Annotated in this window: 19 protein-coding genes; 11 read left to right on the top strand and 8 right to left on the bottom strand. The window is 64.8% G+C overall.

Translation table 11 applies throughout. From position 1 onward, the window contains the following. Positions 1-5: 5 nt before the first annotated feature. The 6 genes from kdpA to ACVILI_RS30770 are packed head-to-tail and all read left to right on the top strand — an operon-like array spanning position 6 to position 8,064. Positions 6-1,709, top strand: a complete 1,704-nt coding sequence (gene kdpA, locus ACVILI_RS30795) for a potassium-transporting ATPase subunit KdpA (RefSeq protein ID WP_038649540.1) — start codon at positions 6-8, stop codon at positions 1,707-1,709. Further along, positions 1,693-1,926 (top strand): hypothetical protein, encoded by a 234-nt coding sequence (locus ACVILI_RS30790; protein WP_020629039.1) that lies wholly within the window; start codon positions 1,693-1,695, stop codon positions 1,924-1,926. The genes kdpA and ACVILI_RS30790 overlap by 17 nt, the downstream gene beginning before the upstream one ends. Further along, positions 1,923-4,016: a potassium-transporting ATPase subunit KdpB gene (kdpB, locus tag ACVILI_RS30785; RefSeq protein ID WP_019861141.1), complete on the top strand. Its 2,094-nt coding sequence runs from the start codon at positions 1,923-1,925 to the stop codon at positions 4,014-4,016. The genes ACVILI_RS30790 and kdpB overlap by 4 nt, the downstream gene beginning before the upstream one ends. 11 nt (positions 4,017-4,027) lie before the next feature. Beyond that, on the top strand, positions 4,028-4,591 hold the full coding sequence (kdpC, locus tag ACVILI_RS30780) for a potassium-transporting ATPase subunit KdpC (RefSeq protein WP_038649537.1): 564 nt from the start codon (positions 4,028-4,030) through the stop codon (positions 4,589-4,591). 57 nt (positions 4,592-4,648) lie between these two features. Then, positions 4,649-7,378, top strand: a complete 2,730-nt coding sequence (locus ACVILI_RS30775) for a sensor histidine kinase (protein ID WP_038649535.1) — start codon at positions 4,649-4,651, stop codon at positions 7,376-7,378. Then, positions 7,375-8,064: a response regulator transcription factor gene (locus ACVILI_RS30770; protein ID WP_038649532.1), complete on the top strand. Its 690-nt coding sequence runs from the start codon at positions 7,375-7,377 to the stop codon at positions 8,062-8,064. Before ACVILI_RS30775 ends, ACVILI_RS30770 begins: the two co-directional genes overlap by 4 nt. A 22-nt stretch (positions 8,065-8,086) precedes the next feature. Here the strand turns inward: ACVILI_RS30770 and ACVILI_RS30765 are convergent, their stop codons facing one another. The 8 genes from ACVILI_RS30765 to ACVILI_RS30730 all read right to left on the bottom strand — a co-directional run bounded on the left by ACVILI_RS30765 (position 8,087) and on the right by ACVILI_RS30730 (position 14,312). Beyond that, complete coding sequence (locus tag ACVILI_RS30765; RefSeq protein WP_240564531.1) at positions 8,087-9,523, bottom strand: MFS transporter; 1,437 nt, start codon at positions 9,521-9,523, stop codon at positions 8,087-8,089. Positions 9,524-9,892: 369 nt separating this feature from the next. Then, positions 9,893-10,378, bottom strand: a complete 486-nt coding sequence (locus tag ACVILI_RS30760) for a DUF992 domain-containing protein (protein ID WP_032920750.1) — start codon at positions 10,376-10,378, stop codon at positions 9,893-9,895. 87 nt (positions 10,379-10,465) lie between these two features. Continuing rightward, positions 10,466-10,942: a DUF992 domain-containing protein gene (locus ACVILI_RS30755; RefSeq protein WP_019861134.1), complete on the bottom strand. Its 477-nt coding sequence runs from the start codon at positions 10,940-10,942 to the stop codon at positions 10,466-10,468. A gap of 208 nt (positions 10,943-11,150) precedes the next feature. Beyond that, on the bottom strand, positions 11,151-11,993 hold the full coding sequence (locus tag ACVILI_RS30750) for a tetratricopeptide repeat protein (RefSeq protein ID WP_019861133.1): 843 nt from the start codon (positions 11,991-11,993) through the stop codon (positions 11,151-11,153). Positions 11,994-12,137: 144 nt separating this feature from the next. Further along, positions 12,138-12,404 (bottom strand): 30S ribosomal protein S21, encoded by a 267-nt coding sequence (gene rpsU / locus ACVILI_RS30745; protein WP_010911429.1) that lies wholly within the window; start codon positions 12,402-12,404, stop codon positions 12,138-12,140. Between the two features lie 176 nt (positions 12,405-12,580). After that, positions 12,581-12,967, bottom strand: a complete 387-nt coding sequence (locus tag ACVILI_RS30740; protein ID WP_027047389.1) for an SET domain-containing protein — start codon at positions 12,965-12,967, stop codon at positions 12,581-12,583. A 110-nt stretch (positions 12,968-13,077) separates the two neighbouring features. Continuing rightward, the gene (locus ACVILI_RS30735) at positions 13,078-13,836 is read right to left on the bottom strand and encodes an SDR family oxidoreductase (RefSeq protein ID WP_038653341.1); all 759 of its coding nucleotides are present in this window, start codon (positions 13,834-13,836) and stop codon (positions 13,078-13,080) included. A gap of 107 nt (positions 13,837-13,943) precedes the next feature. Further along, positions 13,944-14,312 (bottom strand): YrdB family protein, encoded by a 369-nt coding sequence (locus ACVILI_RS30730; RefSeq protein WP_027047387.1) that lies wholly within the window; start codon positions 14,310-14,312, stop codon positions 13,944-13,946. A 215-nt stretch (positions 14,313-14,527) separates the two neighbouring features. Here ACVILI_RS30730 and ACVILI_RS30725 point away from each other — a divergent pair, with 215 nt between their 5' ends. Genes ACVILI_RS30725 through ACVILI_RS30705 form a run of 5 tightly spaced genes read left to right on the top strand, consistent with a single transcriptional unit; the run spans position 14,528 to position 20,081 of the window. Further along, entirely contained in the window at positions 14,528-15,781 is a 1,254-nt protein-coding gene (locus tag ACVILI_RS30725; RefSeq protein ID WP_032931625.1) for a sarcosine oxidase subunit beta, read from the top strand. A gap of 2 nt (positions 15,782-15,783) precedes the next feature. Then, complete coding sequence (locus ACVILI_RS30720) at positions 15,784-16,206, top strand: hypothetical protein (protein WP_038653338.1); 423 nt, start codon at positions 15,784-15,786, stop codon at positions 16,204-16,206. 11 nt (positions 16,207-16,217) lie between these two features. After that, positions 16,218-16,514: a sarcosine oxidase subunit delta gene (locus ACVILI_RS30715; protein ID WP_038649529.1), complete on the top strand. Its 297-nt coding sequence runs from the start codon at positions 16,218-16,220 to the stop codon at positions 16,512-16,514. Then, positions 16,511-19,504 (top strand): sarcosine oxidase subunit alpha, encoded by a 2,994-nt coding sequence (locus tag ACVILI_RS30710; protein WP_038649526.1) that lies wholly within the window; start codon positions 16,511-16,513, stop codon positions 19,502-19,504. The genes ACVILI_RS30715 and ACVILI_RS30710 overlap by 4 nt, the downstream gene beginning before the upstream one ends. Further along, positions 19,497-20,081: a sarcosine oxidase subunit gamma gene (locus tag ACVILI_RS30705; RefSeq protein WP_019861125.1), complete on the top strand. Its 585-nt coding sequence runs from the start codon at positions 19,497-19,499 to the stop codon at positions 20,079-20,081. Before ACVILI_RS30710 ends, ACVILI_RS30705 begins: the two co-directional genes overlap by 8 nt. Positions 20,082-20,116 lie beyond the last annotated feature (35 nt).

Genomic DNA, 20,116 nt, shown 5'->3' with positions numbered 1-20,116 from the left:
CAGCCATGACACTGAACGGTTGGATACAGATCCTTGTCTTCTGCGGGATCATCGTTTTGCTGACGAAGCCGCTTGGCTTCTACATGCACCGCGTCTTCAACGGCGATCGCACGCTGCTTGCACCGATCTTCGGCCCGCTCGAGCGCGGGCTCTACCGCATTTGCGGCACCAGCGAACGCGAGGAACAGCACTGGACCGCCTATGCGGTGGCTTTGCTGCTCTTCAACCTTGCCGGGTTCCTGGTGCTTTATGGCCTGCAGCGCCTGCAGGGCAGTCTGCCCTACAATCCCGCCGGCATGGGCGCGGTCGACCCGGCGCTCGCCTTCAACACCGCCGCCAGTTTCGTGACGAACACCAACTGGCAGAACTACGGCGGCGAAAGCACGATGTCCTATCTCCTGCAGATGGCCGGGCTGACGGTCCAGAATTTCGTTTCGGCGGCCACCGGCATTGCCATCGCCATCGCACTGATCCGCGGCTTTGCCCGCGCCTCGGGCAAATCGATCGGCAATTTCTGGGTCGATATGACCCGCTGCACGCTCTACGTGCTCCTGCCGCTCTGCATCGTGCTCACCCTGGTCTATGTCTGGCTCGGCATACCGCAGACGCTTGGGCCTTACGTCGACGCCACCACGCTGGAAGGCGCCAAGCAGACCATCGCGCTTGGCCCGGTCGCCTCGCAGGTCGCCATCAAGATGCTTGGCACCAATGGCGGCGGCTTCTTCAATGCCAATGCCGCGCATCCGTTCGAAAATCCCGACGCCATCTCGAACCTGATCCAGATGGTGACGATCTTCGCGCTGGGTGCTGCGCTGACCAACGTCTTCGGCCGCATGGTCGGAAACCAGCGCCAGGGCTGGGCGATCTTGGCGTCGATGGGCGTGCTGTTCATCGCCGGCGTCGCCGTCTGCTACTGGGCGGAGGCCGTGGGCAATCCGCTGGTCCATGCGCTGGGCATCGACGGCGGCAATATGGAAGGCAAGGAAACTCGCTTCGGCATCGCCCTGTCGGCGCTGTTCGCGGTCATCACGACGGCCGCTTCCTGTGGTGCCGTCAACGCCATGCATGACAGTTTCACCGCGCTCGGCGGCATGATCCCGCTCATCAACATGCAGCTTGGCGAGGTCATCGTCGGCGGCGTCGGCGCCGGCTTCTACGGCATCCTGATGTTCATCGTCGTTGCCGTCTTCGTCGCCGGCCTGATGGTTGGCCGCACGCCCGAATATCTCGGCAAGAAGATCGAGGCCAAGGAGGTCAAGATGGCGATGCTGGCCATCCTGTGCCTGCCGCTCGCCATGCTGATCTTCACGGCGATTGCCGTTGTCCTGCCGAGCGCCGTGGCCTCGATGGCCAATGGCGGTCCGCACGGCTTCTCCGAGGTGCTCTATGCCTACACTTCGGCGGCGGCGAACAACGGTTCAGCCTTTGGCGGCCTCAGCGGCAACACGCCCTGGTACAACATCACCATCGGCATCGGCATGTTGATGGGCCGCTTCCTGGTCATCATCCCGGCGCTCGCCATCGCTGGCTCGCTGGCGGCGAAGAAGACCGTTCCGGCTTCGGCCGGCACCTTCCCGACCGATGGGCCGCTGTTCGTCGGGCTGCTGATCGGCGTCATCGTCATCGTCGGCGGTCTCACCTTCTTCCCGGCGCTCGCCGTCGGGCCGATCATCGAGCACCTGGCGATGATCCATGGGCAAACCTTCTGAGGCGACCATGCCCTTGTTCAGCAGCAAGCGTCGCAAGACCCGGCCGCCGGCCGGCAGCGAGGGGGAGGCAAGACCTCCTCCCTTCCCGACCGTGTCTACGTTCCTGGGCATTGCGGCCGTCATGATCGTGATCTGGCTGCTGGTCTATGGCCCACCCTTTTCGGCATCCAATCACCCGGTGCCGCCCAACAACACTGAAGCCGGAGCTTCAAAATGAGCCAGTTAAAATCAACCGCGATCATGGATGCCCGCATCCTGTGGCCCGCCATTGGCGGTGCCTTCCGCAAACTCGACCCGCGCACGCTGGCCCGCAACCCGGTGATGTTCGTTGTCGCCATCGTCTCGGCGCTGACGACGGTGCTGTTCGTCAGGGACCTCATCACCGGCGGCGGCGACCTGCGCTTCACATTGCAGATCATCATCTGGCTGTGGTTCACGGTGCTGTTCGCCAATTTCGCCGAGGCCGTCGCCGAGGGGCGCGGCAAGGCGCAGGCGGATTCGCTGCGCAAGGCGCGCACCGAGACCCAGGCCAAGCTCCTGGCCGGCGAGGACAGGAGCAAGTTCAAGCTGGTGCCCGGCACCAGCCTGAAGGTCGGCGACATCGTCCTGGTCGAAGCCGGCGACATCATCCCGTCCGACGGCGAGGTGGTGGAGGGTGTGGCCTCGGTCAACGAGGCGGCCATAACAGGCGAATCCGCGCCGGTGATCCGCGAATCCGGCGGCGACCGCTCGGCGGTGACCGGCGGCACGCAGGTGCTGTCCGACTGGATCCGCGTGCGCATCACCGCCGCCGCCGGCCACACTTTCCTCGACCGCATGATCTCCCTGGTCGAAGGCGCCGAGCGCCAGAAGACGCCGAACGAGATCGCGCTCAACATCCTGCTGGTCGGCATGACGCTGATCTTCGTGCTGGCCACGGCCACCATCCCGAGCTTTGCGTCCTATTCCGGCGGCTACATCTCGGTGACCGTGCTCGTCGCCCTGTTCGTCACCCTGATCCCGACCACCATCGGCGCGCTGCTGTCGGCCATCGGCATCGCCGGCATGGACCGCCTGGTGCGCTTCAATGTGCTGGCCATGTCGGGCCGTGCCGTCGAGGCCGCCGGTGACGTCGACACGCTGCTGCTCGACAAGACCGGCACGATCACGCTCGGCAACCGCCAGGCGACCGAGTTCCGCCCGGTCAAGGGCGTCACCGAACAGGAACTGGCCGACGCGGCGCAGCTCGCTTCGCTCGCCGACGAAACGCCGGAGGGCCGTTCGATCGTCGTGCTGGCCAAGGAGAAATACGGCATCCGTGCCCGCGACATGGCGACATTGCACGCCACCTTCGTACCCTTCACCGCGCAGACCCGCATGAGCGGCGTCGACATTGACGGTTCCTCGGTGCGCAAGGGCGCGGTCGATTCCGTGCTCGCCCATGTCAACCAGACGACCGTGGCCAGCCACGCGACACGGCCGAACAGCGACTCGGTTCGGGATCTGCAGGCGATCGCCGACGAGGTCGCCAAGTCCGGCGGCACGCCGCTGGCGGTGGAGCGCGACGGGCGGCTGCTCGGCATCGTCCACCTCAAGGACATCGTCAAGGGCGGCATCCGCGAGCGTTTTGCCGAGCTGCGCAAGATGGGCATCCGCACGGTGATGATCACCGGCGACAATCCGATGACGGCGGCGGCCATCGCGGCGGAAGCCGGCGTCGACGATTTCCTGGCCCAGGCCACGCCCGAGGACAAGCTCAAGCTGATCCGCGACGAGCAGGCCAAGGGCAAGCTGGTCGCCATGTGCGGCGACGGCACCAACGATGCGCCGGCGCTCGCGCAGGCCGATGTCGGCGTCGCCATGAACACCGGCACGGTCGCCGCGCGCGAAGCCGGCAACATGGTCGATCTCGACAGCGACCCGACCAAGCTCATCGAAATCGTCGAGATCGGCAAGGCGCTGCTGATGACGCGCGGCTCGCTGACCACCTTCTCGATCGCCAACGACGTGGCCAAGTATTTCGCCATCATCCCGGCCATGTTCGCCGTCTTCTACGTCGCGCCGGGCCAGACCACCGGTCCGCTGCAGGCGCTCAACATCATGCATCTGGCGACGCCGCAGAGCGCCATCCTGTCGGCCATCATCTTCAACGCGCTCATCATCATCGCGCTGATCCCGCTGTCGCTGCGCGGCGTCAAATACCGGGCGATCGGCGCCGGTGCGCTGCTCAGCCGCAACCTTCTCGTCTACGGCCTGGGTGGCATCATCGTGCCGTTCGTCGGCATCAAGATAATCGACATGGCCGTCACGGCCCTTGGCCTTGCATAAGGATCATTCCGATGCTCAAGCAAATCAGACCCGCGATCGTCATGATCGTCTTCTTCACCGTGCTGACCGGCCTGGTCTATCCGCTGGGCATGACCGGCATAGCGCAGGCGCTGTTCCCGCGTCAGGCCAATGGCAGCCTGATCGAGAAGGACGGCAAGGTCATCGGCTCCGAGTTGATCGGCCAGGCCTTCGCCAGCGACAAGTATTTCCACGGCCGGCCTTCGGCGGCGGGCAATGGTTACGACGCCGCGGCCTCCGGCGGCAGCAATCTCGGCCCGACCAACCCCAAGCTGATCGACCGCATCAAAGGCGACGCCGAGAAGCTGAAGGCGGAGAATCCGAACCAGCCTGTGCCGATGGACCTGGTGACGACGTCGGGCAGCGGCCTTGATCCGCAGATCAGCCCGGAAGCCGCCTATTTCCAGGTTCCGCGCGTCGCCAGGGCAAGGGGCATCGACGAAGCCAAGGTCAAGGCGCTTGTCGACGGTCAGGTCGAGAGCAGGGAACTCGGCTTCATGGGAGAGCCTGTTGTCAACGTGCTGGCGCTCAACCTGGCGCTGGACGCCGCTAAATAGGTGATGGCGAGGTCCGGGGATCGACAGCATCCCCGGACCTCTCCATGATCGATCCTGATGCCGGACGACAGAAGCAACGAAAACCGACCTTCCCCCGACGCGCTGCTCGAGCATGCCGAGCGGGAGGGACGCGGCCGCCTGCGGATATTCCTCGGCGCTGCCCCCGGTGTCGGAAAGACGTACGAAATGCTGATGTCGGGCCGAGCCAGGCTGGCCGACGGCATCGATGTGGTGATCGGCGTTGTCGAGACGCATGGCCGCCGGGAAACCCAGGCGCTGGTCGAGGGCTACGAAGTCATCCCCCGCCGCAAGGTCGACTACAAAGGACGCGCCCTCGACGAGATGGACATCGACGCCATCCTCGCCCGGCGCCCCGCATTGGTTCTCGTCGACGAACTTGCCCACACCAACGCGCCGGGCAGCCGCCATCCCAAGCGCTATCTCGACGTCCAGGAGATCCTGGCGCGCGGCATCGACGTCTACACGACGCTCAACATCCAGCATGTCGAAAGCCTGAACGACGTCGTCGCGCAGATCACGCGGGTCAGGGTGCGCGAGACGGTTCCCGATTCCATCATCGACCAGGCCGACGATGTCGAGATCATCGACCTGACGCCCGACGACCTGATCAAGCGGCTGGAAGAGGGAAAGGTCTATTTCCCCAACACGGCGCAGCGCGCCATCGAGAACTATTTCTCGTCGGGCAATCTGACGGCGCTGCGCGAACTGGCGCTGCGCCGCACCGCCCAGCGGGTCGACGAGCAATTGCTCAATCACATGCAGTCGCATGCCATCCAGGGCCCGTGGGCGGCCGGAGAGAGAGTGCTCGTCTGCGTCGACGCGCGTCCGGGCGGTGCGGCCCGCATCCGCTACGCGCGCAGGCTGGCCGACCGGCTTCGCGCGCCATGGACGGCGCTGCATGTCGATACGCCGCGCTCGGCCGGCATGTCCGAGGAAGACAAGGACCGGCTCGCCACGCTGATGCGCCTTGCCGAGCAGCTCGGCGCCGAGGTGACGACCATTCCCGGCCAGAATGTCGCGCAGGACATCGTGCGCCATGCAACGGCGAACAATTTCACCCATATCGTGGTCGGCCGGCCGACCCGGTCGCGCTGGCGCGAACTGATCGAGGGCTCGCTCACCTATGATTTGATCCGCAATGCCGGCGATATCAGCGTCCACGTCATTTCGGGGACCGAGCGGGATGCCGAGGCGACCTCCAGAAGGGTCAAGGCGGCGGCCGAGCAGAAGCAATTCCAGATCTGGCCCTACCTGCTCGCCACCACCTATGTCGCGGGTTCATTGGCCGTCAGCGCCGTCCTCGACCAGTTTCTCGACGTCCGCAATCTGGCGATCGTCTTCCTCCTGGCGGTGCTGACATCGGCGGTGGCCGGCGGTCTTTGGCCGGCGCTCTATGCATGCTTCCTCAGCGCCCTTGCCTTCAACTATTTCTTCCTCGAGCCGCGCTACACGCTGACGATCCGGGATCCCGAGAGCATCGTGGCGCTCGCCGTCTTCCTTGCCGTGGCGGTGATCGCCAGCAATCTCGCCGCGCGCATGCAGCGCCAGGCCGTCGCCGCCCGCTCGCGGGCACGGGCCACCGAGGATATCTACCTCTTCTCCAAGAAGCTCGCCGGCGCCGGCACACTCGACGACGTGCTGTGGGCCACCGCCTTCCAGATCGCCTCGATGCTGAAGCTGCGCGTCGTGCTGCTGCTGCCCGAAGACGGCACCATCACCGTCAAGGCAGGCTATCCGCCGGACGACACGCTGGCCGAGGCCGACATCGCTGCAGCCCGCTGGGCCTGGGAACACAACCGCGCCGCCGGGCGCGGCGCCGACACGCTGCCTGGCGCCAAGCGTCTTTATCTGCCTTTGCGGACCGGGCGCACCGCGATTGGTGTCGTCGGCCTCGACAATGACAAGCAGGGCCCGCTGCTGACGCCCGAGCAGCAGCGCCTGCTCGACGCGCTGGCCGACCAGGCGGCGGTGGCGATCGAACGCATCCAATTGGTCGCCGATGTCGACCGCGCCAAGCTCGCGGCCGAAGCCGACCGGCTGCGCTCTGCCCTGCTGACCTCGATTTCGCATGATCTGAAAACGCCGCTCTCGGCGATCATGGGAGCGGCCGGCACGCTCAAGGAATTCGCGCCGGATCTGCCCGAGCAGGACCGTGCAGAGCTGCTGTCGACGGTGATCGACGAATCGGAACGGCTGAACCGCTTCATCGCCAATCTGCTCGACATGACCAAGATCGAGTCCGGGGCGATGGAGCCGAACTATGCCTTGCACTATGTCGGCGATATTGTCGGCACGGCGCTCAACCGCGCCCGCAAGATCACCAGCGAACACAAGATCGAGGTCGATATTCCGCCCGAATTGCCGATGCTGAAGCTCGATCCCGTGCTGTTCGAGCAGGTTCTGTTCAACCTTCTCGACAATGCGTCGAAATATTCGCCGTCCGGCTCGACGATCCGCGTGCAGGGATGGGCCGACAATGGATCCGTCATCGTGCAGATCATGGATGAGGGGCCGGGCATTCCGGCGCATGATTTGGAACGTGTGTTCGACACGTTTTACCGGGTGCGCAAGGGCGATCAGGTGCGCGCCGGCACGGGCCTTGGCCTGTCGATCTGCCGCGGCTTTGTCGAATCGATGGGCGGCACCATCTCGGCCGCCAACCGGACCGACCGCCCAGGGGCCGCGTTCACCATCAGGATGCCGGTGCCGACCGAAGCGTCCGATGTCGGCAATCGCGGCGAGACCAGCATGGATCGGCCTTCATGACAAATTCGAATGTCAGGATACTGGTCGTCGATGACGAGCCGCCGATCCGCAAGCTGCTTCGGGTCGGCCTCGGCAGCCAGGGCTATGCCATCAGCGAGGCGCCGAACGCCAAGGTGGCGATCGAGCTGATGGAACAGGAAAAGCCGGATCTGGTGCTGCTCGACCTCGGCCTGCCTGGCATGGGCGGCCATGAGCTCCTGCGCAAATGGCGTGACGAGGGTCTCGACATTCCCGTCGTCATCCTCTCCAGCCGCACCGACGAGGCCGGCATCGTCAATGCGCTCGAACTCGGCGCCGACGATTATGTCACCAAGCCGTTCGGCATGAACGAACTGGTGGCGCGCATCCGCGTGGCGTTGCGGCACAAATTTCAGCAACAGGGCGAGAAGCCTGTGTTCCAGAGCGGCGACCTCAGCGTCGATCTGGTCAAGCGCATCGTCAAGGTCGAGGGCAAGGAGATCAAACTCTCGCCGAAGGAATACGACATATTGCGCATCTTGGTGCAGCATGCCGGCAAGGTGCTGACCCACCATTTCATCCTGAAGCAGATCTGGGATGATTCGACCGACGTGCAGTATCTCCGGGTCTATGTCCGGCAGCTCCGGCAGAAGATCGAGAAGATCCCCGATCAGCCGCGCTACATCACCACCGAGACCGGTGTCGGCTATCGGCTGCGTGTCGATTGAGACAGCTCGAATTGAACCTGTGTCAGCCGATGGCTTCCAGCGGCCGGTTTGCGGCCGCCGACGTTCGCAAGGCGGCGAGACAGCCGAGGATGCCAAGCGGGACGAAAGCAAGGAAAAGCCAGCTCGCGACATTGGCCGCGGCGTCGTGGTTCAAGCCTTGCGAAAAGCCGCTGGCATTGGCGACGATGCCGGCAAGGGCCGCCCCCACGGCGTAGCCGATGCGCTGCATGGTCGGCACCGCGGCGGAAGCAATGGTCTGCTCGTCAACCGGGGCGGAGGCGACGATGACGCGGGTCAGGAACGGCCAGGCAATGCCGAAGCCGCCGCCCTGCAACAAGGCGCAAATAAGGATCAGCGGGATGGAGCCCAGGGGTATCGTATAGGCAAAGCCGGCGATGCCCGCCGCGATCATCAGCGCGCCGGTGACAATGATCAGCCGTTCACGCTGCTGCGGCGCGTTGGCGACGAGGATCGACAGGATCGACCAGGCGATCGATTCGGCGGCGATGATGTAGCCGGTGGTCAAAAGCGGAATGTCGTGCAGGCTGGTCAAAAGCAGCGGCCCATAGACGCCGAAGGAGCAGGTCGCGACGGAAAAGGCGGCGACCATGGTCATGCCGGCACCGACCGGCGTGCGCCACGAAAACAGCCGCGCCGGGAACAGCCGCGAGCGCGGCTTCAGCGCGTCGATGGTGAAGAACAGCGCGAGCCCGGCGAGGCCCAGAACGATCAGCAGCGAAGAGCGCAGCAGGGCGATGTCGACGCCGGCCGAGGCGATCAGCACCACGGCGACGGCAAGGCAGGCAAGGGCGGCGAAGGGGAAAGGCGGGGCCTTGCCGGCGCTCGTGCTGGGTTTCTTCGCCTCCGGCGTGTTCAGCACCAGGAAGCTTGCCAGCGCCATGGCGGTGCCGCCGAGGGTGAAGACACCGAAGGCCCAGCGCCACGACAGGAATTCGGTCATGATCGCGCCCAGCAAAGGGCCGCTGAATGCCGCGACGCCCCAGATCGCCGACATGATGCCGAAGAGCTGCGGCCAGATGGCCCGCGAAAACAGCCGCTCGACCGAAACGAAGGCCAGCGATACCAGCGCGCCGCCGCCCAGTCCCTCGATCAGCCGGCCGGCGAGGAACAACTGCATGGAAGGCGAGGTGGCGCAGATCAGCGCTCCTGCGGCGTAAAGCAGGGCCGCGACCACCATATTGGTGCGCAGCGCCACATAGCTCACCAGCCGCCCGGCGGCGGCACCGGCGACGATGGCGCCGAGCTCGTAGATCGCCAATGACCAGCCGACGAGCTGCACCCCGGCCAGTTCGCCGACCATGGCCGGCATGACGGTTGCCACCATCGTCTCGTTGGTGGCGTGCAGCAGGATGCCGAGGCTGATGAAGCAGAAGCGCGCCAGGTCGCCGCTCGCCCACAATGCGCGCCAGTCGACCCTGTTTGTGCTGATTTCAGTCATGTCTACCCTTTTGCATATCTCGATGCCAGCGCACGGCACCAGAAGCCAGCAAGGCTTTCCGGCAGGACCATACGCATCAGGACTGCGCGCCTCATAGACGCGCTGTCCCCGTCTGGGCAGGCTTGTAGGACCTCAACCGCGGTTGAGCTCAAGCGGTTCGTTTCGGTGGACCATCGCAACGGTCGAGATTGGCCGAAGCCTCTCAACTTCGTCATCCCTGGGCGAAGCAGGAGCGAAGCTCCGTCGCGGAGAGCCTGGGATCCATTCCGTGACCTTGGTCGTGGAGTGCAGCGGTGCAGAATTCTGGACTGTGGCGGCGCGCAGTCCCCGGCATGGATCCCTTGGTGAGCGAGCACCTTCGTCTTGCGATCAATTCTCGGTGCTGCGCAGCTGGAACTGGCTGACGCCGATGGCGAGATTGATGCCGGTCTGCGTCTGCAGGCTGAGCGGCTGGAGGGTGAAGGCCTGCGAGGAGCCGCCGACCAGGAGATTGGCGCCTGCGCCGACGGCCGCCGTCACCTCGGCGCTGGCGCCGATATAGTCGCCCGCCAGCGCACCCGGCGCGTAGATGTTCTTCAGCGGCGTCAGCACCAGCCAGCCCATCACCGCCTGTTTTGTCGTGCCGATGTCGAGGCCGTATTTGTTGACGGCGCCGAAATAGGCCTCCGGCGCGAAGCTCTTGTCGGTCGGGGTGAAGGTGCAGCTCAGATCCTTGGTCGAGCCGAAGATGAAGCCGGTGCCGCCGCCTATGGCGCATTCAAGGGTACCGAGTTCGATGCCTCGGTCCTGCGCCTGCGTCTGTGTCGCGCCGAGCACGAGTGCGATCACGGCAGCGGCGATGGCTGTCTTCGGCATGGCGGTCCCCCCAAAATCAAAACGGCGCGGAACCATCCTATATGGTTCCGCGCCGCAAGGTAGAGAGGAGCGCGTGGCTCCGTTCGATCACTTGAGCGAATGGATCAGCTGAAGCGAGGTCACGGCCACGGCGAGGTTGACGCCGGTCTGCGCCTGGACGCTGAGTGGCTCCAGCATGAAGGCGCCGTCGAAGCCGCCGACCAGCAGGTTGGCGCCACCGCCGGTGACGACGCTCGCCTCGGCGTTGACGCCATAGTAGCTGCCGGCAAGGTCGCCCGCATCGCGGTCACGGGTCGCGGCAAGAACCGCCCAGACAAGCTGGCCCTGATGCGTCTGGCCCAGATCGACACCGATCTTGGAGATGACGCCGGTGTAAATCTCCGACGGGCCGTGGTGGTAGGGACGGAAGACGCAGGACACTCCCTTGTTGGAGGCGACAATGTAGGCGGTGCCGCCGTCGATGGTGCAGTCGAGCGTGCCGAGCTGCAGCTTTCCGGCGCTGGCCGGAGCGGCAGCGAACACGGTCGTTGCAAGGGCAGCGGCGCAGACGAGTTTCTTGATCATGGGAGGGTCCTTTCGCAAATCGCTTGGAATAACGGCTTGAGTGACCAGACCGTTCCGCCGAAAACTTGGCGCGAACAAGGCAAGGATTGACGGCTTAATGCGGGGGTTAACGCGCGGTTGCCGGATCGGCGGCGATCTTCAGCCCTGCGTGTCCTTTCGGACACGCAGACGTCCCCACAATGCTTAGCCGGATCTGCTAAAGCCGATATCAGCTGACGCGGGCGAGGCCGTCCTTGGCCGGCTGGTAGCTGGGGTTGAGGCGGACGGCTTCCTTATAGGATTTCGCCGCCTTTGCCTTGTCGCCGCGCCGCTCGTAGATGAGCGCCTGGTTGGCCCAGGCCTCGGCGTTCTGGCCGTCGAGCTTGATGGCCATGTTGAAGTCGGAGAAGGCGTTGTCCTCGTCGCCCGTCGCCAGATAGGAAAGGCCCCGGCCGTTATAGGGCTCGGCCGCATCCGGTGCCAGCGAGATGGCGGTCGAGAAATCCTCGATGGCGAATTTGTGCTGGCCCTGGCTTTGATAGATCAGGCCGCGATTGTGGTAGGCGCGGGCGTCCGTCGTGTCGAGCTGGATTGCCTTCTGGAAGTCGTTGAAGGCGTCCTGGGTGCGGCCCGCTTTGCGGTAGAGATTGCCGCGGCCGATATAGGCGGCGTCATAATTGCCGTTGATCTGGATCGACTTGTTGTAGTCGTCGAGCGCGGCCGCCTGATTGCCGAGGAAGCGCTGGATGAGCGCGCGGTTGGAATAGGCCTGGTAGAAATTCGGATTGAGCTGGATGGCCTGGTTGAAGTCCTTGAGCGCCGCCTGATACTGGCCGCCGCGGCCATAGGCCGAGCCGCGCACATTGTAGCCTTCGGGATCCTGCGGATTGCGCTGGATGACCGCCGACAGCGAGGAGATGTTCTCGCTCGACCCTTGCGCCTTGTCGATGTTGTTGAACTCGCCGGTCGGGCCCGACGTCTGGCAGCCGGCCAGCACCAATCCGGAAAGCAGGGCTGCCGTCAGGGCGAAACCACGCAATGCGGTCCCGCGCTCCACGCTCATTGCGTTCATGTCTGCCCTGTCCTCACTTCAAGCCGCGTCGCTCAGGTCCGGATCCCCCCTCCGGGCCGGGTCACAATCAAAATAAAAAGGTGGCGGCGATTCCGCATCGCGCCACCTTGGTATCCTTCGAAAAGGACGAAATATTGGCGATAATCAGCGCGGCGGACGCGCTGCGCCAGCAGCACCACCGGCAGCCACCGGACGCGGCGTCATCGGCAGCAGGCCTTCGCGCTGGGCGCGCTTGCGGGCCAGCTTGCGGGCGCGGCGCACGGCTTCTGCCTTTTCGCGAGCGCGCTTCTCGGACGGCTTCTCGTAGTGACCGCGCATCTTCATTTCGCGGAAAATGCCTTCGCGCTGCATCTTCTTCTTGAGCGCGCGAAGCGCCTGATCAACGTTATTGTCGCGGACGAGTACCTGCACGGGCAATCCTGTCTTTCGGGTTTGATATCAACAGGCAAGTAGCCATAGCCACTAGCCTCCGCGGCGGTCGACACCACGAATTGTGGCGGCTGATAGCAGAATCAGGCCGCGCTGTCCACAGTCGAAATGCAGGACGACAGCCAAATTGCCACGGTCACCCCGAGATAGGGCTCCAACTACGCCGTGGCCAGGTGCAGCCGCTCGAAATCCTCGAAGAATTCGCCGTAGTCACAAGTGATCTCTTCGCCGGCGGCGATGTCGCGTGTCGCTGTCGCGCCACCATATCGCGAAAAATCTGTGTTCGGCGTCGCCGAATGGTTCATGAAGCGGCCATTGTCGACCTCATAGACCATGAAGCCCGGCCGATCCGGGCTCGGATAGGCATAGCGGTCGAGCAATTCCTTCAGAGGCTGGGGTGCGGCCTCGTATTTGTCCATCGGGATCAGCCGGTCGAAATCCGGATCAAGCCGCCAGATCGAGGCGCCCTTCCGGATCGGCTCGGCGGCGAACATGCCGACGCCCTCGATTGCGCTGGCGGCCACATAGGTTCGGATCAGCATCATGGTTTCGGGACCCGTTTCGACAGGAAACGGAATCGCCAAATCGCGCGGAAAAAGCAAGACCGGCTGCCTGCGTCAATGCGGCGAACCGGCCTGTTCGCCGCAAAAAACCTTCACGTCCGGTTGATCGAGACCCCGCCGTCGGCAAACAGCGCGGTTCCCGTGGTGAAGCTCGAAGCATCGGAGGCGAGGTAAAGCGCCGAGCGGGCAATCTCTTCCGGCTGCGCCATGCGTTTCAACGCATGGATGCCTTCGACGAAAGCGCGGGCTTCGGGCGTCGTTGTCGTCGCGCCCGGTGTGTCGGTGCCGCCCGGCAGCAATGCGTTGACGCGCAGGCCTTTCGGGCCGTATTCGGCGGCCAGAACCTGTGTCAGGCCGATCAGGCCGGCCTTGGCGGCGGCGTAGGCGGCCATGCCCGGCATGCCTGCGGTGTAGCCGACAAAGCTCGAGGTGAAGATCAGCGAGCCGCCGCCGCGCTCCAGCATGGCCGGTATCTGATACTTCGCGCCGAGAAAGGCGCTGGTCAGATTGATGTCCATCGTCTCGTACCATGCCGCCGGCATCATGTCGGGCAGGGGCGCCATCAAGCCGACGGCGCCGGCATTGTTGAAGGCGATGTCGAGGCCGCCGAAGCTTTCGACTGCCAGATCGACAAGCGCCTTCGCATAGGCTTCGTCCCTGACGTCGCCGGCAAGCGCGATGGCCGTGCCGTCCGCGCCCGATATTTCGGCGACAAGCGTATCGAGCTCGGCCTGACGACGGGCAGCGACGACAAGCTTTGCACCTTCGTCGGCGAAGAGTTTTGCCGTGGCGCGGCCGATGCCGGAACTGGCGCCGGTGACGATGGCGATCTTGTTGGCGAGTGCGAGCATTTTGGGCATCCTGTTTTTCGCGCCGGTCTCGCCGGCAATCGGGATGCTTGGTCGCAGATGGGGCAGGTCGGAGCCACCCGATACCTGCGAAGGAGCGCCGTCCTGAGCTATTGCTTCAGCAGCCAGCCCAGCCGGTCGAGCGAAAATGCGTAGCTGATGGCGATGAGCAGGGCGACGACGATGCCCGTGGTCGTGTGACCCGCGCCATAGAATCCGGCAGCACCGCCGAACAGGATGACGAGTTCGAGCGCCAGCCGCACCGTGCCTGGGACCGGCACCGGTGCGCGGCCCGACCGGCTTGGGTCGTTGAGCACCGCGAAAGTACCCCACAGCACGGCCGCAACGAGCGGCAAGGCGAAAGCGAGGACCCAGCGCCACCATCCCTGGGAAAGGTGCCAGCCGGCAATGCCGAGGCCGAGCAGGGCGGCAAGCTCCAGCAGGAAGCGCAATGTCAGATTCCACCAGGCATTGCCCATTTTCGTCCTCCAGAATCGCGCGACGGACAATGTGGCTGAATGCACCCACGGCAGCCAGCCCGCACGGGTCTTTTTCGTCGTGGCGCAAAACGGCAAGCGCCGTCGCAAACAGCGCAAGGGTGGAAGCGCTGTTTCGCTAGTGATACACCTCGCGCGCCGGGCCGAACAAAAGCCCGGCTGCAATCCGCGAGATCTGTTGGCGCGAGGCTGGGACGTTGAAAAAATATTCGGTATTCGCCATCGCCCGCGAGGCCATGCGTGGCCACAAGGGCTGGGAGGAACAATGGTCCTCGCCTGAGCCCAAGAAGGAATACGACGTCATCATCGTCGGCGCCGGCGGCCATGGGTTGGCCACCGCCTACTATCTTGCCACGGTGCATGGCATCACCAATGTCGCGGTGCTGGAAAAGGGCTGGCTGGGTGGCGGCAACACCGGCCGCAACACCACCATCATCCGCTCCAATTACCTCTATGACGAGAGCGCCGGCATTTACGACCATGCGCTGAAGCTGTGGGACGGGCTCTCCCAGGAGCTCAACTACAACGTCATGTATTCGGCGCGCGGCGTCATGATGCTGGCGCACAATGTGCACGACATCCAGGTGCTGAAACGCCATGTCCACGCCAACCGGCTGAACGGCATCGACAATGAATGGCTGTCGCCGGAGCAGGCGAAGGAATTCTGCCCGCCGCTCAACATCTCCAGGGATGCGCGCTATCCGGTCGTCGGTGCCGCGCTGCAGCGGCGCGGCGGCACGGCGCGCCATGACGCGGTCGCCTGGGGCTATGCACGCGGCGCTTCGGCGCGCGGCGTCCACATCATCCAGAATTGCGAGGTCACCGGCGTCAAGCGCGCCGCCAACGGCGCGGTCATGGGCGTCGACACGACGCGCGGCTTCATCGGTGCCAAGAAGGTCGGCGTGGTTGCCGCCGGCCATTCCTCGGTCATCATGAACATGGCCGGCGTGCGCATGCCGCTGGAAAGCTATCCGCTGCAGGCGCTGGTGTCGGAGCCGGTCAAGCCGGTCGTGCCTTGCGTGGTGATGTCGAACACGGTGCACGCCTATATCTCGCAGTCCGACAAGGGCGAGCTGGTGATCGGCGCCGGCACCGACCAGTATGTCTCCTATTCGCAGACCGGCGGCCTGCACATATTGCAGCATACGCTGGACGCCATCTGCGAGATGTTCCCGATCTTCACGCGCATGAAGATGCTGCGCTCCTGGGGCGGCATCGTCGACGTGACGCCCGACCGCTCACCGATCCTGGCCAAGACGCCGGTGCCGGGACTCTACGTCAATTGCGGCTGGGGCACGGGCGGCTTCAAGGCGACGCCTGGTTCGGGCCACGTCTTTGCCCACACCATCGCCAGGGACGATCCGCATCCGATCAACGCGCCCTTCACCATCGAGCGCTTCCGCACCGGCCGCCTCATCGACGAGGCGGCGGCGGCGGCGGTGGCGCACTGATGATGATGGCCGAGATGGCTGTCGCCATGCCGCTGATGCTGGCGGGGGAACAAGGCATGTTCCATTTGCCCTCGGCGGACGAAGTCCGCACGCAACCGATCAGCCGCGCCGGAAACGAGGCCAACTGGCCGTTTTCCGTTGACGACGGCATATTGGCTTGCGTGTGGAGCGGCGGCCAGAAGGTGGTGATGTTCGTGGAGAACAGACCTTCCGATCTGGGCGAGGACGATCCATTCGACCCACGCCGCGTGATCGTCACGACCGATCCGATGCAACTCACCATCGGCAACATGGCGTATCGCGACCTGTTTCGTCCGGCCGCAAGTGTCGAGGAGCGTATCCGGCTCGTCGCGCCGTTTGCGGCTATAGGCCAGAAGCTTTGCGACCAACCCCCCGGCGCCCGCGTCGGCCACGGCGAATTGTAGGAACAAACAGAATGCTTCTCATCCGCTGCCCCCATTGCGAGGAAGAGCGCCCGGAACTCGAATTCCGCAACGCCGGCGAGGCGCATATTGCGCGCTCGGCCAACATGGCGGGCGAGAGCGACGACGATTTCGAGAAGTTCTTCTTCATCCGCTCGAACCCCAAGGGCATCATCTATGAGCGCTGGCGGCACATGCATGGCTGTGCGCGCTTCTTCAACGCTGTGCGCGACACCGTCACCGACAAGTTCGTCATGACCTACAAGGCCGGCGAACCCAAACCCGCCAAGCTCCCGGGAGTTGCCAAATGAGCGGCGCGTTCCGCATTCCGAGAGCCGGTCGCCTCAGCGAGGCCAAGACCGCGCGGTTCAGCTTCGACGGCCAGTCCTATACCGGCATCGAGGGCGACACGCTGGCCTCCGCACTGCTTGCCAATGGCGTGCATCTGGTCGGCCGCTCGTTCAAGTACCACCGGCCGCGCGGCTTCCTGTCGGCCGGCGCGGAAGAACCCAATGCGCTGGTGCAGATCGTGCGTGACGACGCGCGCAAGACGCCGAATGTGCGCGCCACCGTGCAGGAGCTCTATGACGGGCTCGCCGCCAATTCGCAGAACCGCTGGCCGTCGCTGTCCTTCGACGTCGGCGCGGTCAACGACCTGGCATCGCCGCTGTTTTCGGCCGGCTTCTACTACAAGACCTTCATGTGGCCGAAGGCGGCCTGGAAAAGCCTTTACGAGCCGAAAATCCGCGAAGCGGCCGGCCTTGGCGTCTCGCCCGACAAGCCCGATCCCGACCATTATTCGTCGCGCTACGCGCATTGCGACGTGCTGGTGCTGGGCGGCGGTGCCGCCGGCCTGGCTGCGGCTTTGGCGGCAGCGGAAACCGGCGTGCGCGTCATCCTCGCCGACGAGCAGGCCGAATTCGGCGGCAGCCTGCGTTTCGAGACAGGGGCGAAAATCGACGGCCAGGACGGTTTTGCCTGGGCACAAGCGGCGATCGCCAAGCTCGCCGGCATGGATAATGTCCGTGTGCTCTCGCGCACCACGGCCTTCGGCTATTACGCGCAGAATTTCGTCGGGCTGGTCGAGCGCGTCAGCGACCATTTGAAGGCTCCCGGCCACGAGTTGCCGCGCGAGCGGCTTTGGCAAGTACGCGCCAAGCGCGTGGTGCTGGCGTCTGGCGCCATCGAGCGGCACATGGTGTTCGCCAACAACGACCGGCCGGGCATCATGCTGGCGGGCGCGGCGCGTACCTTCCTCAACCACTATGGCGTGGCGGTCGGCAGGAATGTCGGCGTCTACACCGCCAATGATTCAGCCTATGCGGCGGCGATCGACCTGAAGAAGGCCGGCGTCAACATCGCGGCGATCGTCGATCTGCGCGACAACCCGACGGGACCGGTGATCGACGAGGCGCGGGCGCTCGGCATCGAGATCAATTTCGGCCGCGCGGTGATCCGTGCCGGCGGCAAATTGCGCGTGTCCTCGATGACCGTGCAGCCGAAGAATGGCGGCGGCGAGCGCACCATTTCCGTCGATGCGATCCTGATGTCGGCCGGCTGGACACCGTCGGTGCATCTGTTCTCACAGTCACGCGGCAAGGTCGCCTTCAACGACGAGACCAAGCGTTTCGTGCCGGGCACCTATGCACAGGATTGCGTTTCGGTCGGCGCCTGCAACGGCACCGACGGCTTGTCGGCCACGGTGGACGAAGCCTATGCGGCTGGCGCCATGGCAGCCAAGGATTCCGGCGCGAAGACCGCCAAGGGCACAAAGCCTAAGGTCGACGCCTCCGAAAGCTGGTCGCGCGGTATGCTGGGCGCGGCGCCTGGCGCCGGGCCGGGCACGACGGTGAAGGCCTTCGTCGATTTCCAGAACGACGTTACCGCCAAGGACATCCGCCAGGCGGTGCATGAAGGCATGCGCTCGATCGAGCACGTCAAGCGCTTCACCACCAACGGCATGGCGACCGACCAGGGCAAGACCTCCAACATGCACGGCCTGGCGATCGCGGCGGAGACGCTCGGAAAGCCGATCCCGGAAGTCGGCCTGACCACGTTCCGCGCGCCCTACACGCCGGTCACCTTCGGGGCGATCGTCAGCCATGCGCGCGGCCCGCTGTTCGACCCGACGCGCAAGACGGCGATCCATCCGTGGGCGGAGGCCCAAGGTGCCGTGTTCGAGGATGTTGGCCAGTGGAAGCGCGCCTGGTATTTCCCCAGGGCCGGCGAAGACATGCACGCGGCGGTCGACCGCGAATGCGTCGCGGTGCGCAAGACCGCCGGCCTGTTCGATGCCTCGACGCTCGGCAAGATCGAGGTGGTCGGGCCGGATGCGGCCAAGTTCATGGAGCTGCTCTACACCAATCCGTGGGAGAAGCTGGAGCCCGGCCGTTGCCGCTATGGCATCATGCTGCGTGAGGACGGCTTCATCTATGATGACGGCGTCGTCGGCCGTCTGGCGCCGGACCGTTTCCATGTAACGACGACGACCGGCGGCGCGCCGCGTGTCATGAACCATATGGAAGACTATCTCCAGACGGAGTTTCCGCATCTCAATGTCTGGCTGACCTCGATCACCGAACAGTGGGCGGTCATCGCGGTGCAGGGGCCGAAATCGCGCGACATCATCGCACCGCTTGTCGAAGGCATCGACATGTCGGATGAGGCGCTGCCGCACATGTCGGTGCGCGAAGGCAAGATCTGCGGCGTGCCGACAAGGCTGTTCCGCATGTCGTTCACCGGTGAGCGCGGCTTCGAGGTCAACGTGCCGGCCGATTACGGCCAGGCCGTCTGGGAAGCACTGTGGGCCGAAGGCCAGAAGCATGGCGCCACCGCCTACGGCACTGAAACCATGCACGTGCTGCGCGCCGAAAAGGGCTACATCATCGTCGGCCAGGACACGGACGGCACGGTGACGCCGAACGATGCCGGTCTCGACTGGGCGGTCGGCAAGAAGAAGACCGATTTCGTCGGCATCCGCGGCATGGCACGGCCGGACCTGGTCGCCAAGGGCCGCAAGCAATTGGTCGGTCTCAAGACCAAGGACCCGAAGGTGGTGCTGGAGGAAGGCGCGCAGATCGTCGAGGATCCGAAGCAGGCAATCCCGATGAAGATGATCGGCCACGTGACGTCCAGCTACTGGTCGCAGAATTGCGGCCGTTCGATCGCGCTGGCGCTGGTTGCCGGCGGCCGCGACCGGATGGGCGACACCCTCTATGTGCCAATGCCGAACGGGGTGATCGAAGTGGAGGTTACCGGCATGGTGTTCTTCGACGAGACGGGAGGCCGCCTCAATGGCTAAGGCTGCTGCAAAGAAGACGGCTGCGGCCGCATCGCCTTCAGTCGACCGCCGTCCGGCATTGGCTGGACGCACTACGACGGCGACCGGCGTAAAGGTTGAAGTGCTGCCGCCAGCCGAGCGCATCTCGCTGCGCGCGCCGGAGGCTTCGGTCGCGGCGCTGTCGAAGGCGCTTGGCCTGACCTTGCCGAAGAAGCCGAAGACTTCCGCGTCGAAGGGCGGGCGCACCGCTCTGTGGCTCGGCCCCGACGAGTGGCTCGTCATCGACGAGGGCGGAAACGATCCACTCGCCGATTGTGCGACGGTCGCCGCGCTTCATTCGGCGGTCGGCATTTCACACCGTAACATCGCGATCTCCGTCACCGGTCCGGCGGCCGAAGCCGCGATCAATTCGGGCTGTCCGCAGGACCTGTCGCTCGACGCCTTCCCGGCGGGCGCGGCTTCGCGCACCATCCTCGGCAAGGCCGAGATCGTGCTGTTGCGCACGTCGAACGACGCCTTCCGGGTCGAGTGCTGGCGTTCGTTCTCGGACTATGTCTTTACTTTCCTGTCCGAGGGAGCCCGCGACGCGGCTGGCTGACCCGGAACGTTTTGCCGCCCGCGTTCGTTGTGCGG

The organism is Mesorhizobium sp. USDA 4775 (genome assembly GCF_054062655.1).
Note: the sequence above shows the minus strand (reverse complement) of the source record. Positions and strands in the feature narration are given on the sequence as shown.